Annotated in this window: 10 protein-coding genes; 4 read left to right on the top strand and 6 right to left on the bottom strand. The window is 71.2% G+C overall.

Annotated elements, in window-relative coordinates:
• Positions 1–128 precede the first annotated feature (128 nt).
• The 4 genes from ACFYO0_RS19405 to ACFYO0_RS19390 form a co-directional block, all read right to left on the bottom strand.
• Positions 129–1,331, bottom strand: a complete 1,203-nt coding sequence (locus ACFYO0_RS19405) for an XdhC family protein (RefSeq protein WP_388677121.1) — start codon at positions 1,329–1,331, stop codon at positions 129–131.
• A gap of 100 nt (positions 1,332–1,431) precedes the next feature.
• Positions 1,432–3,825 carry a xanthine dehydrogenase family protein molybdopterin-binding subunit gene (locus ACFYO0_RS19400; protein WP_388677118.1) on the bottom strand — a complete coding sequence of 798 codons (2,394 nt, stop codon included), beginning with the start codon at positions 3,823–3,825 and terminating at the stop codon, positions 1,432–1,434.
• 2 nt (positions 3,826–3,827) lie between these two features.
• Positions 3,828–4,430, bottom strand: coding sequence for a (2Fe-2S)-binding protein (locus ACFYO0_RS19395; protein ID WP_388677116.1), 603 nt, complete (start codon positions 4,428–4,430; stop codon positions 3,828–3,830).
• Positions 4,430–5,317, bottom strand: a complete 888-nt coding sequence (locus ACFYO0_RS19390; RefSeq protein ID WP_388677114.1) for an FAD binding domain-containing protein — start codon at positions 5,315–5,317, stop codon at positions 4,430–4,432. Before ACFYO0_RS19390 ends, ACFYO0_RS19395 begins: the two co-directional genes overlap by 1 nt.
• A 287-nt stretch (positions 5,318–5,604) precedes the next feature.
• Here ACFYO0_RS19390 and ACFYO0_RS19385 point away from each other — a divergent pair, with 287 nt between their 5' ends.
• Both ACFYO0_RS19385 and ACFYO0_RS19380 read left to right on the top strand, forming a co-directional pair.
• Entirely contained in the window at positions 5,605–7,278 is a 1,674-nt protein-coding gene (locus ACFYO0_RS19385) for a PucR family transcriptional regulator (RefSeq protein ID WP_388677112.1), read from the top strand.
• A gap of 180 nt (positions 7,279–7,458) precedes the next feature.
• Positions 7,459–8,232: a hypothetical protein gene (locus ACFYO0_RS19380; RefSeq protein WP_386350490.1), complete on the top strand. Its 774-nt coding sequence runs from the start codon at positions 7,459–7,461 to the stop codon at positions 8,230–8,232.
• A 155-nt stretch (positions 8,233–8,387) separates the two neighbouring features.
• Here the strand turns inward: ACFYO0_RS19380 and ACFYO0_RS19375 are convergent, their stop codons facing one another.
• The gene (locus ACFYO0_RS19375; protein ID WP_388677108.1) at positions 8,388–9,359 is read right to left on the bottom strand and encodes an FCD domain-containing protein; all 972 of its coding nucleotides are present in this window, start codon (positions 9,357–9,359) and stop codon (positions 8,388–8,390) included.
• A gap of 156 nt (positions 9,360–9,515) precedes the next feature.
• On the opposite strand from ACFYO0_RS19375, the gene ACFYO0_RS19370 reads away from it, so the two are divergent.
• Together ACFYO0_RS19370 and ACFYO0_RS19365 are read left to right on the top strand one after the other, a co-directional pair.
• Positions 9,516–10,334, top strand: coding sequence for a (2Fe-2S)-binding protein (locus ACFYO0_RS19370; protein WP_388677105.1), 819 nt, complete (start codon positions 9,516–9,518; stop codon positions 10,332–10,334).
• Between the two features lie 310 nt (positions 10,335–10,644).
• Entirely contained in the window at positions 10,645–11,688 is a 1,044-nt protein-coding gene (locus tag ACFYO0_RS19365; protein ID WP_388677102.1) for a DUF2637 domain-containing protein, read from the top strand.
• Positions 11,689–11,766: 78 nt separating this feature from the next.
• Here the strand turns inward: ACFYO0_RS19365 and ACFYO0_RS19360 are convergent, their stop codons facing one another.
• On the bottom strand, positions 11,767–12,231 hold the full coding sequence (locus tag ACFYO0_RS19360; protein ID WP_388677100.1) for an ATP-binding protein: 465 nt from the start codon (positions 12,229–12,231) through the stop codon (positions 11,767–11,769).
• Between the last annotated feature and the right edge of the window lie 52 nt (positions 12,232–12,283).

The following is a 12,283-nucleotide window of genomic DNA, read 5'->3' as shown; positions in this document are numbered from 1 at the left end:
CACTCCTGTTCGCAACGGTCACCGGGGACTTGCGGACTTACGGGAGCGCTCCCACGAGCCTCGTCGCGTACCTGGCGGCCCGTCAAGGTGGCTGCAACAGACGACTCTTGTCCGCAGCACGACCGGCCTCAGGCCACCGACCCCATCCGCCCCGCCACCGACGCAGCAGCCGTCGCGTCGTGATGAATCGGCGTATGCGCCCCCGTCAGCGAAACCCCGCTCCCCCCACGCCGATTCGCGACGATCTCGGACGCGATCGACAGCGCCGTCTCCTCGGGCGTACGGGCCCCGAGATCCAGCCCGATCGGGGACCGGAGCCGCGCCAACTCCAGTTCTGTTACGCCCACTTCACGCAACCGCACCTTGCGGTCGAGGTGCGTGCGGCGCGAACCCATGGCACCCACGTACGCGACCGGCAGCCCTAGCGCCAGCCGCAGCAGCGGTACGTCGAACTTGGCGTCGTGGGTCAGGACGCACAGGACCGTACGGGCGTCCACCGACGTCCGCTCCAGGTACCGGTGCGGCCACTCGACCACGACCTCGTCGGCCTCCGGGAAGCGGGCCGCCGTCGTGAAGACGGGACGCGCATCGCACACCGTCACGTGGTACCCGAGAAACTTGCCGATGCGCACCAGCGCCGACGCGAAGTCGATCGCACCGAAGACGATCATCCGCGGCGGCGGCACCGACGACTCGACCAGCACCGTGAGCGGCGCTCCGCAACGAGAGCCCTGCTCTCCTATCTCCAGGGTGCCGGTGCGGCCCGCGTCCAGGAAGGCACACGCCTCGGCCACCACCGTGCGGTCCAGCTCGGGATGGGCGCCGAATCCGCCCTCGTACGAGCCTCCCCCGGACTCCGTCCGGGGGGACCCCCACTTTGCTTCGCCCGGCCGTACGAGCAGCGCGCGGCCCAACAACTCCCCCGGCCCGGAGACGATGCGCGCGATCGCCGCCGCCTCCCCGCGGGCGGCGGCGGACAGCGCCGCCGCGAACACATCCCGGTCGGGTGCCGAAGCGCGTACCGGCGTCACCAGGATGTCGATGACGCCGCCGCACGTCAGGCCCACCGCGAAGGCGTCCTCGTCGCTGTAGCCGAAGCGCTCCAGAACCGGGACCGACTCCCCGTCCGCCAAGGCCTGTTGGCACAGCTCGTACACCGCGCCTTCCACGCAGCCCCCGGAGACCGAGCCGATCACCGACCCCTCGGAGTCCACCGCCAGGGCGGCGCCGGGCTGGCGGGGCGCACTGCCGCCGACGGCCACCACGGTGGCCACGGCGAAGTCGCGGCCCTGCTCGACCCACCGGTTCAGCTCTTCGGCGATGTCCAGCATCTCGTTCTCCTCACGGGTACGGGGGCGAGTGGCGGGCGTCATCGAACGCCGGGGGTCGGGGGCGGAGTCCCCAGGAAAACTCCCCTCCGCCCCGGAGCGGTTACATGCCGGTGAGGTGCTCCGGCCGCACCGGCGTCCGGTTCAACTCAAGACCCGTCGCGTTCCGAATCGCCGCCAGGACGGCCGGAGTCGACGAAAGCGTCGGAGCCTCGCCCACGCCCCGGAGCCCGTACGGCGCGTGGGCGTCGGCGAGTTCGAGCACGTCGACGGGCATGGTCGGCGTGTCCAGGATCGTGGGGATCAGGTAGTCCGTGAAGGACGGGTTGCGGACCTTCGCCGTCTTCGGGTCGACGAGGATCTCCTCCATGACGGCCATGCCCAGGCCCTGCGTCGTGCCGCCCTGGATCTGGCCGACGACGGAGAGCGGGTTGAGGGCCTTGCCGACGTCCTGGGCGCAGGCCAGCTCGATGACCTTCACCAGGCCCAGTTCGGTGTCGACCTCGACCACGGCGCGGTGTGCGGCAAAGCTGTACTGGACGTGTCCGAAGCCCTGCCCGGTATGCCGGTCGAACGGCTCGGTCGGCCGGTGCCGCCATTCCTCCTCGACCTCGACCGCCTCGTCCTCGAGTACGTCCGCCAGGCCGGCCAGCACCTCACCGCCGTCGGTGACGACCTTGCCGCCCTCCAGCAGCAGCTCGGCGGTGGCCCAAGCGGGGTGGTACGTACCGAACTTGCGGCGCCCGATCTCCAGGACCCGCTCGCGGACCAGTTCGCAGGCGTTCTTGACGGCGCCACCAGTGACGTACGTCTGACGCGACGCCGAAGTCGAGCCCGCGGAACCCACCTGCGTGTCGGCCGGCTGGATCGTCACCTGAGTGACGCCGAGCTCGGTGCGGGCGATCTGCGCATGGACGGTGACGCCGCCCTGGCCGACCTCCGCCATCGCCGTGTGGACGGTGACGACAGGCTCGCCGCCGACAACCTCCAGACGAACGCGGGCAGTTGAGTAGTCGTCGAAGCCCTCGGAGAAGCCGACGTTCTTGATCCCGACCGCGTACCCGACACCACGCACGACGCCTTCGCCGTGCGTGGTGTTGGACAGGCCGCCCGGCAGCTGGCGTACGTCCGCGCCCTCGGAGCTCGCCCATTGGCGCTCCGGCGGCAGGGGCATCGCCTTGACGCGGCGCAGGAGTTCGGCGACCGGGGCGGGTGAGTCGACGGGCTGGCCGGTGGGCATGATCGTGTCCTGCTCCATGGCGTTGAGCCGGCGGAACTCGACCCGGTCCATGCCGACCTTGTCGGCGAGCTTGTCCATCTGCGCCTCGTACGCGAAGCACGCCTGCACCGCGCCGAAGCCGCGCATGGCGCCGCAGGGCGGGTTGTTGGTGTAGAGGGCGAGGGCTTCGATGTCGACGTGGTCGATGGCGTACGGGCCCGCGCCGAGCGAGGCCGCGTTGCCGACGACGGCGGGTGAGGCCGAGGCGTACGCGCCGCCGTCCAGGACGATGCGGGCCTTCAGATGCGTCAGCTTGCCGTCCTTCGTTGCCCCGTGCTCGTAGAAGAGCTTCGCGGGGTGGCGGTGGACATGGCCGAAGAAGGACTCGAACCGGTTGTAGACGATCTTCACCGGCTTGCCCGTGCGCAGCGCCAGCAGACAGGCGTGGATCTGCATCGACAGGTCCTCGCGCCCGCCGAACGCGCCACCGACGCCGGACAGAGTCATCCGCACCTTCTCCTCGGGCAGGCCGAGGACCGGGGCGATCTGGCGGAGGTCGGAGTGCAGCCACTGGGTGGCGATGTAGAGGTCGACGCCGCCGTCCTCCGCGGGGACCGCCAGACCGGACTCCGGGCCGAGGAACGCCTGGTCCTGCATGCCGAAGGTGTACTCGCCCGTGACGATGAAGTCGGCGCTACGGCGGGCCTGGGCCACGTCTCCGCGGATGATCGGCTGGCGGTGCAGGATGTTGGGGTGAGTGACGTGGGCGGCGTGGTGATCCGCGCGGTTCTCGTGGATCAGCGGCGCGTCGGGGGCGGTCGCGGTCAACTCATCAGTGATGACCGGGAGTTCGCGGTATTCCACCTTGATCTTGGCGGCGGCGCGGCGTGCGGTCTCCGGGTGGTCGGCGGCGACGATCGCGACGGGTTCGCCGTGGTGGCGTACGCGGCCATGGGCCAGTACGGGGGTGTCCGGGAACTCCAGTCCGTAGTGCCGCACGTCGGTCGGCAGGTCGTCGTACGTCATGACGGCGTACACGCCGGCCTGCGCGAGGGCTTCGGAGGTGTCGATCGACACGATCTCCGCGTGTGCCACCGGAGAGCGCAGGATCTGGCCCCACAGCATGTCCTCGTGCCACATGTCGGAGGAGTAGGCGAACTCTCCGGTGACCTTGAGTGTGCCGTCCGGGCGGAGCGTGGACTCGCCGATGCCGCCCTTGGTCCGCGAGCCCTGGGTGACCTTGGTGGGAGTGCCGAGGGGAGTGTTGTCGCCTGCCATGCTCAGACCGCCTCTCCCTGCCGGGCGGCCGCAAGGCGGACCGCGTTCATGATCGTCTCGTAGCCGGTACAGCGGCAGAGGTTGCCCGACAGCGCCTCGCGGATGTCCTCGTCGGTCGGAGTCGGGTTGCGCTCCAGCATCTCGTCGGCCGCGACCAGCAGGCCGGGGGTGCAGAAGCCGCACTGCACGGCGCCTGCGTCGATGAACGCCTGCTGGATCGGGGAGAGTTCACCACCCTCCCCGGTCTGGGAGTCGGTACCGTGCGCGGCCCACCGTTTGGCCTCGTCGAGGGACGTACCGCAGGAACCGGTTGCGCGGGAATCGGTTGCGTGGGAATCACCGCCGCAGGCCCGCTGCCGTGCGTGCTCCGCCAGCCCCTCGACCGTGACGACCTCGCGCCCCTCGACCTGGCCCGCCGCGACCAGACACGAACACACCGGTACGCCGTCGAGCCGGACCGTGCACGAGCCGCACTCGCCCTGCTCGCAGGCGTTCTTGGAACCCGGCAGCCCCAGGCGCTCCCTCAGCACGTACAGCAGGGACTCGCCCTCCCAGACGTCGTCGGCTTCCTGGGGGCGGCCGTTGACCGTGAAATTGACGCGCATTACGCGACTCCCTCCGTGGCGGCGGTGCCGCGGTACGACTCCCAGGTCCAGGTCAGTGTCCGGCGGGCCATGATGCCCACCGCGTGGCGGCGGTAGTTCGCGGTGCCCCGGACGTCGTCGATCGGGCTGCAGGCGGCGGCGCACAGGTCCGCGAACTGCTTGGCGACCGATGGGGTGATGATCTTGCCGTTGTCCCAGAAGCCGCCCTCGTCGAGCGCCGCGTTCAGGAACTCCTCGGCGGCCTTGGCCCGCACGGGCGTGGGCGCGGCCGAGCCGATGCCGGTGCGGACCGTGCGCGACGCCGGGTGCAGGGCGAGACCGAAGGCGCAGACCGCGATCACCATCGCGTTCCGCGTGCCGACCTTGGAGAACTGCTGCGGCCCGTCGGCCTTCTTGATGTGGACGGCCCTGATCAGTTCGTCGGCGGCGAGGGCGTTGCGCTTCACACCGGTGTAGAAGTCGTCGATCGGGATGCGGCGGGAGCCTCGTACGGACTCGGCTTCGACCTCGGCGCCCGCCGCGAGGAGCGCGGGGTGGGCGTCGCCGGCCGGGGAGGCGGTGCCGAGGTTGCCGCCGACGCCTCCGCGGTTGCGGATCTGCGGGGAGGCGACCGTGTGGGAGGCGAGGGCGAGACCTGGGAGTTCGGCCCGCAGGTTCTCCATGATGCTCGTGTACGGGACCGAGGCGCCGAGTCGCACGCTGTCCTCGCCGACCTCCCAGTCGCTCAGTTCGCCGATGCGGTTCAGGTCCAGGAGGTACTCGGGCCGGCGGTGATCGAAGTTGATCTCGACCATCACATCGGTGCCGCCCGCAATCGGCACAGCGGTGGGGTGCTCGGCCTTTGCGGCGAGCGCCTCCTCCCAGCTGCCGGGGCGAAGGAAGTCCATGAGGGGCTCTCTCTTCGTATCGTGGGGCGTTCCGTTTGAGCCAGACCGGGGACGGCGACGGGATCGGCTCGATCAGGAGCTGTTCACAGGGATTGAGATCAGTACACCTCGGGGTCCCTCACCTGGGTCAGTCACGGAAACCATGAAGGAGTCGGCTGGCCAGGGCGATCGTCTTGTAGATTCGTCTGAACGGGGGACGCCTGCAACGTCATCGTTCTCCTCGGGAAACATCGGACACGGTCCCCCGGGAACCAGAGATTTCCAGACAAGGAACGGCGGCGACGAGAATGCGGCTGCGCGCACTGCTGGACACCGACGCTCTGGGCCTCAGGCTGCTCGGCGGCGAGGACGAGCTGGACCGCACCGTGCGCGGGGTGATGACCACGGATCTGCGGGACCCCAGCCGCTATCTCTCCGGCGGTGAACTGGTCCTCACGGGTCTCGCGTGGCGGCGCGGAGCGGCGGACTCCGAGCCATTCGTACGGATCCTCGTGGCGGCCGGGGTCACGGCCCTGGCCGCCGGCGAGGCCGAGCTGGGCGACATCCCCGACGATCTGGTGCTGGCCTGCGCCCGGCACCGGCTGCCGCTGTTCGCCGTCGACGAGTCGGTGGCCTTCGCGACGATCACCGAGCATGTCGTACGGCAGGTCTCGGGCGAGCGGGCCGGGGATCTGGCGGCCGTGGTGGACCGGCACCGCCGGATGATGACCTCCGGCCCGGCGGGCGGCGGTCCGGACGTGGTCCTGGATCTGCTCGGCTCCGATCTGGATCTACGGGCCTGGGTGCTGTCCCCCGCCGGGCGCGCGATCGCGGGCTCGAACCTCTCGGGGCCCCGGCCGTCCGCCGAGGTGCGCGCCGAACTGGCCGCCGAGCACCTGGCGGCGGCGCGAACGGGACGACGCGGGCCGTACCGCGTGTGGGTGGGCGGCACGACGTACTCCCTGTTCCCGATCCTCAGCAGCGGCAGAGGGGCGGCGGCTTCGCGCGACGTACGGGAGACGGTGCTGTCGGACTGGCTGCTCGCGGTGGAGGCGGACGCCGGGGACTGGCCGGAGGAGCGGCTCGACCTGCTCCACGGCGTGACGCAGCTGATCGCGGTGGAGCGCGACCGGCGGGACGCGGCGCGTACGGTACGGCGCAGACTCGCCCAGGAAGTGCTGGAGCTGGTGCAGAGCGGGGCGGCGCCCGCCGAGATCGCGGCGCGGCTGCGGGTTGCCGCGCCCGTGCTGCTGCCGGGGCTCGGCGCGGCCCCGCACTGGCAGGTCGTGGTGGCCCGTGTCGAGTGGGACGGCGGGGAGATCGAGGGCGGTCCTGTGGCTCAGTCCCTGCTGGAGGAGATCCTCGTCGATCCGGTGTCGTCCGGGCCGGAGCCGTCCGACCGGATCGCGGTGGCCCATACGGGTGAGGAGGCGATCGCGCTCGTACCCCTGTCGGCCATGGCCTCGGACCACGACGGCTCGGAGTCGGGGCTGCTCGCCGACGCGCTGCTGGAGGCCGTCCGCGGCCCGCTGTCGGCGGGCCTCAACGACGACGGCCGGCTCACGATCGGCGTCAGCGCGGCCGTGCACTCGGCGGAGGGACTGCGGGGCGCGCTGGAGGAGGCCCGGCATGCCCGCCGGGTCGCCGCCGCCCGTCCAGGCCGGGTGTGCGCGGCGGGGCATCAGGAGCTGGCCTCGCATGTGCTGCTCCTGCCGTTCGTGCCGGACGACGTGCGCCGTGCCTTCACGGCTCGCCTCCTTGATCCGCTACGGGACTACGACCGCCGGCATCGCGCCGAGCTGATCCCCACGCTCGAGGCGTTTCTCGACTGCGACGGCTCCTGGACGCGGTGCGCGAGCCGCCTGCATCTGCACGTCAACACGTTGCGTTACCGGGTGGGCCGTATCGAGCAGTTGACGAGCCGCGACCTGTCACGGCTCGAGGACAAGCTGGACTTCTTTCTGGCGTTGCGGATGAGTTGAGATCACGGGGGGGGCACGGCGCTCGCGAGAAGCCGTGAGTGGTGGAAGGTGGCATGAAGTGCCGTTCGTTGTCCCATAGCTTTGTGAAATCTTTCACCCACCCCCTTGGCCAGGCGCGTCCATTCGTGCTGAGATGCCGCCACCACTCAACAGCTCAATGGCGTGCTCGGGGAGGGCAACGTGGCGTATCCCGCCATGTCTGGTTACGGAACGGCTGCAGGGGACGATCCACTCCAGACCGCGGTATGGCGGCTGCGCTCGCGTGCCTGCTGGGCCGACGCAGCCGCACTCCTCGAACCCGTCACGGCTCCCGCCGCGCTGCAGCGGGCCTCGCTCCTCGTCGAGCGGTGCCTCTACACCGAGCAGGGCTGGGCGGAGGCCGAGGACGCGCTGCGCACGGCGGAGGCGCTGGCACGGAGTGACGAGGAGCGGGGTGCGGCGGCCTGCGAGCGCGGGCAGCTGGCGTACGCGGCCACGCTGCTCGGGGTGCGGGACCGGGCGGACGAGGCGCGGGCCGCGCTCGGCCGGGCGGCGGCGCTGATCGCGCCGAGCGCTCCGGGCCGGGCCCTGCTCGACTTCCGGCGCGGGCTGCTCGCCGAGAACCTCGCGCACTCCCCGCAGGCGGCCCGCGCCGCGTACCGTCGCGCCCACGCCGGGGCGACCGCCCAGGGCGATGCGCTGCTGCTCTCCTTCACCTGGCGTCATCTCGCCGGACTCGCCCTGCGCGAAGGGGAGTTGGCGGAGGCCCGGCACGGTTTCACCGAATCGCTGCGGATCCGAGAGGAGTTGGGTTACCTGGTCGGTACGGCACCCGCGCTGGCCTCCCTCGCCGACGCCGAGACCGAGCCGGACGCGTCCCGGCTGCGGGCCGAGGCGGCAAGGCTGTTCCGGCTCCTCGGGGGCGTACCGACATGGCTGGCACCGCGGTTGGCTCCGCCGGCGGCTACGGCGTGAGGGTGGGGCCGTGACGGTGCCGGGCTGGGCGGCCTTGGTGAAGTCAGGTGCGGTACCGCGCCCCAAGGGAGGCCTCAGGCCCCTTGGGGACGCGGGGAACTGCGCGACCAGCCCCCACCGGCCCGCGGGTTCATCACCGGTCCCCAGCGGAGCGCTTACGCGCCCGTGAAGTGATCCCTTACGAGGGACTGCGTCGTCGCCAGGTCCTTGTTGATCAACGCTTCGAGGAGCTCGGTGTGTTCGGCGGCGTTCGCGGTCAGGGCAGCGCGGCGGCGGGAGGCAGGGCCGGTGGCGGACGGCCACTGGGCGCGGCGGTGCAGGTCGTCGGCGATCCGTACCAACTGCTCGTTGCCCGAGAGGGCGAGCACCGCGCGGTGGAAGGCACGGTCGGACTCGACGTAGGTGGCCCGGCAGCCGGTGGCCGCGGCCCGCGCCGTCGCCTTGGCGAGAGGACGCAGCTCCACCCACCGCTCGGCGGGCACACTACGGGCCAGCCGCTGCATGACGGGCACCTCCAGCAGCACCCGGATCTCGGCAAGCTCGGCCAGCTCCCGCGCCCCACGCTCGACAACCCGGAACCCCCGGTTCGGCACCACCTCCACGGCCCCCTCGACCGCGAGCTGCTGCATCGCTTCACGCACGGGAGTCGCGGAGACCCCGAACCGCTCGCCGAGCACGGGGGCGGAGTAGACCTCGCCGGGCGCGAGCTCTCCGCCCACGAGGGCGACGCGGAGGGCGTCGAGGATCTGGCCTCGGACGGAGGATCGCTGGACGACGGGGCGGGGGGCTGCCGGTTGGGTGGACGGGGCGGGCCCGCCCGCCGCACCGGCCTGCGGGCGCCCGCGTGCCGCGCGTGGTTGCGGGATCGGGGTCTCGCTGTGGGTGTGCTCGCCCCGGGCGGGGTCCGAGTGCGCGGCAGCGCCCTGCGGCGTGCCGCTCCCGGGGCCCGCCTCTACGCGATTGCCCGCGGCACCGCGCGTACGCTCCCGGTCCGCATCCGCCGCCCCCTGCTGCGGGGGCACCTTGGCTCCCGCCGTCCTCGGGCGGACGTCCGGGGCGGGGCCGGCCTCCGCCGACGTATCCCCCGTGTCCCCGGCGGAGCCGTTGCGCGGGCCGACCTGGTTCACGGGGCCTCCTCCGGGGTTGGCGGTACTTGTGGCTATTGCGGGTGATGTGGTCGTAAGTCTGCACGATAGGCGCAGCGGGCGGCAGTTCAAACCTCGACCACATCGGATAAGGTAAGCCTTACCTGGTAGACGAGCGTGAGGGGTGGGGGTCCGTACATGGTCGTCACGGAGGCGTACGACCGCCTGACCGAGGCGTATCCCTACCTGGGCATCACGGAACTCGGCCCCGAGGAGGAGGCTCCGCAGGGTGGCGGCTGGGTAGCCGTCGACCGGCTCGCAGCAGGCGGAGAAGACCTCGACGCGTTCCTCGCGTGGGACAACGCACAGGTACTCAAGGACTACAAACAGCAGGCCCGCCCCGACGTCATCGCCAGCTTCGGTCTCCACCGGTACGCCTGGCCGGCCTGCCTGCTGTTCACGGTGCCGTGGTTCCTGCTGCGCCGCGTGCCCCGTTTCCCCTTGGAGAACGTCTCCTACCAGCGCGAGCTGGGCCGCATGGCGGTGCGAGTCGACGGATTCGCCTGCCTGCCCAACGACCCGGCGGCCACGCTGCCCGGCGCTCGCGTCGTACCGGACGAGGAGGCCCTGCGCGAAGAGGTACGGGCAGCCGTCGCCGAGCATCTTGAACCGGTACTCGGCGGCTTCGGCCCCCGGATGCGCCGCCGGGGCCGTGCCCTGTGGGGCACGGTGACCGACGACCTGGTCGAGAGCCTCCACTACATCGGCCGGCAACTCGGCGAGGAGCCGCGCGTGATGGCCGAGCTGGAGCGGCTGCTCCCGGGCACGACCCGCCCGTACGTCGGCACCCCCGCCTTCCGCCAACTGACCGGCCCCGGCGGCGACTCACTGTCCACCCGCGACCGGGCCAGCTGCTGCTTCTTCTACACCCTGGAACCCGAGGACACCTGCGCCAACTGCCCCCGCAACAGCGAGGCGGTCCGCATCGAGAAGCTGGCGGCGCCAGCGGCAGGTTGAGCGCCCTTCGCAGCAAGTGCGCTGCCGCCAGGGTAAGTTGAGAGCCACTGCGAGCCGCGAGCGAACCCCCCAGGTTACGAGCGATTCACAACTTCCTCACTTGTCGCAGGAACTATCCGTGGAACCACCGATACGGGTAATCTTATTCGCACTCAACTCCTGTCCCTCGACCGGCAGTTCGAGCAGAACGTCGCCCTGCGCATCCCCTTGCACTCCCTTGGCGGCCTCTTGCGCCGAAAACCCCTGAGGGCCGACGGGATTGGGCCACTATGGCGGGCGTTACGCCCTATCCCAATGCAAGGGACCCCAGATGAGACTGACCGACATATCGCTGAACTGGCTGCTTCCGGGCGCCGTACTGCTCCTGGGCATGCTGGCGGCGGTTGCGGTGCTCGCGCGCGGCAAGCGCGCCGGGGAGAAAGCGGAAGCGGACGACTCTTGGGAACGCAGCGAGGAGCGACGCCGGCGCAAGGAGGCCATCTACGGCACCGCCTCCTACGTGCTGCTGTTCTGCTGCGCCGCGGTCGCCGCAGCGCTCTCCTTCCACGGACTGGTCGGCTTCGGTGAGCAGAACCTGAATCTCTCCGGCGGCTGGCAGTACCTCGTTCCGTTCGGCCTGGACGGCGCCGCGATGTTCTGCTCGGTGCTCGCGGTACGCGAGGCCAGCCACGGTGACGCGGCCCTCGGTTCCCGGATACTTGTGTGGACGTTCGCGGCCGCTGCCGCCTGGTTCAACTGGGTGCACGCCCCTCGCGGCGCCGGCCACGCGGGCGCCCCGCACTTCTTCGCCGGCATGTCGCTGTCGGCCGCGGTGCTGTTCGACCGGGCTCTCAAGCAGACCCGCCGGGCGGCGCTGCGCGAGCAGGGCCTGGTGCCCCGCCCGCTGCCGCAGATCCGGATCGTCCGCTGGCTGCGCGCTCCCCGTGAGACCTACGGCGCCTGGTCGCTGATGCTCCTCGAAGGGGTGCGCAGCCTGGACGAGGCGGTCGAGGAAGTGCGCGAGGACAAGCGGCAGAAGGAGACGAACCGGCAGCGCCGGCGCGACCAGGAGCGGCTGGACCGGGCCCGCATCAAGGCGCTCACCCGCGGCCACCGCGGACTGATCGGGCGCGGCGGCAGGCAGGTCGAGGTGCAGGCCGTGCAGGCGCCCGCGGCCCCCGCTCAGGTGACCGCGGAGCCCGCCATATCGACGCCGGAACCACTGCCCATGCGCGCCCCCCGTCCCTCCCTCGCGGCCGTTAGAGGCGCCGAGCCGGTCACGGTCGACCTCACGGCCGAGGACGACACCATGGCTCTGCCGCGACTGGACTCCCTGGAGCGCAAGCTCAAGGACCTGGAGCAGCAGTTCGGCTGAGGCTTGATGCCGATGCTGGTGCTCCCCTGAGGCTTCCCCCACATAGTGGCCTTACTTTCTGCGGCGGCGTGGCCTGAACTAGGCCGCGCCGCCGTTCAGTTCGAACCACACCGACTTGCCCACGCGGTGCGCCCGTACGCCCCACTCGTCCGCGAGCGACTCGACGAGCACCAGGCCTCGGCCGTGCGTATCGTCGCGATGCGTACGCTCGTCGGCGTTCGACGGCCGCAGGCTCGGCTTGCGGCCCAGGAAGTCCCGCACCTCCACCCGGAGGCCACGGGGCCCGACAGTGGCTGTGAGCACCGCGTCGCTGTCGGTGTGGACGAGGGCGTTGGTGACGAGTTCACTGGTCAGCAGTTCCGCCGTCTCGGCCCCGCCGGGCTTCCCCCAGCGCGAGAGGAACTCCCGCAGTGCCCTGCGCACTTCGGGCACGGCCCGCAGATCGGCCCGCCGCAGCCTGCGCCTGAGCCGCTGACCACCCTGCCGGTCCCTCGCGCCGTTCGCCGATTCCTCCGCCGACCTCACCGTCTTTGTCGTCTTCACCGAGAAGGCCCCGGATACCACGGGACCGCCCCCTCGTGCCTGCCTCTTCATG

This window comes from Streptomyces sp. NPDC006365 (genome assembly GCF_042870755.1).
In the GTDB taxonomy this organism is placed as follows: Bacteria; Actinomycetota; Actinomycetes; order Streptomycetales; family Streptomycetaceae; genus Streptomyces; species Streptomyces xiangluensis.
This window is presented reverse-complemented; position numbering and strand designations above follow the sequence as displayed.